The following is a 980-nucleotide window of genomic DNA, read 5'->3' as shown; positions in this document are numbered from 1 at the left end:
GCCCGGTTACATTCCGAACCCGGAAGCTAAGCCTTACAGCGCCGATGGTACTGCAGGGGGGACCCTGTGGGAGAGTAGGACGCCGCCGAACAATTATTCAAGGCCGCGGCCCCAGCGATTCGCTGGGGCCGCGGCCTTTTTGTGTTTTGCGAACGTGAAGAAGTCCGACAGATCGGGACTTCCGCCCAGACGCGGAGGGTCCCGACATGCCGGACAATGGAGAAGGTGCGCGGGCCAGGAGGCCGGCGCCGAAACCGCGTGACGGCAGCGGGAGTTGCACGCATGCCTACGCGGTGAAGCTGAAGCAGCAGAAGGAGTCACCACGATGTCGAACCAGCCCCAGGACCGTCCCGAGCGTCGATCGGACGACGGCCGAGGCTACGAGCCCCGGTCCCGTGGGGGCTGGTCGAACGACCGTGGCGGCGCCCGCCGCGACGACCGTCCCTCCGGCGGCGGCTACCGTCGTGACGACCGCCCGGGTGGGTACCGTCGTGACGACCGTGACGACCGTCCGCGCCGCGACGACCGTCCGTCCGGTGGTTACGGCCGTGACCGTGACGACCGCGGTGGCGACCGTGGCGGCTTCCGCCGCGACGACCGTCCGGCCGGCGGCGGCTACCGCCGCGATGACCGCCCGTCGGGTGGTTTCAACCGCGATGACCGCGGCGGCGACCGTGGCGGGTACCGTCGCGACGACCGCCCCTCCGGCGGCTTCAACCGCGATGACCGCGGCGGTGACCGCGGTGGCTTCCGTCGTGACGACCGTCCGTCCGGTGGCGGTTTCCGTCGTGACGACCGTCCGTCCGGTGGCGGTTTCCGTCGTGACGACCGTCCGGGTGGCTTCAACCGTGACCGTGACGACCGTCCGCGTCGCGACGACCGCCCCTCCGGCGGCTTCAACCGCGATGACCGCGGCGGTGACCGCGGTGGGTTCCGTCGTGACGACCGCCCCTCCGGTGGTGGCTTCCGTCGGGATGACC

At 70.8% G+C, this 980-nt stretch carries 1 rRNA gene and 1 pseudogene; both read left to right on the top strand.

From position 1 onward, the window contains the following. Nucleotides 1–91, top strand: a 5S ribosomal RNA gene (rrf, locus tag AB0Q99_RS31425); the annotation flags it as partial. A 183-nt stretch (nt 92–274) separates the two neighbouring features. Further along, nucleotides 275–980 (top strand): annotated as a pseudogene (locus AB0Q99_RS31420) (RNA helicase); the annotation flags it as partial.

Source organism: Kitasatospora sp. NPDC086791, from assembly GCF_040685975.1.
Taxonomy (GTDB): domain Bacteria; phylum Actinomycetota; class Actinomycetes; order Streptomycetales; family Streptomycetaceae; genus Kitasatospora.
The sequence above is the reverse complement of the archived record's forward strand: the minus strand, read 5'-3'. Positions and strand labels throughout refer to the sequence as shown.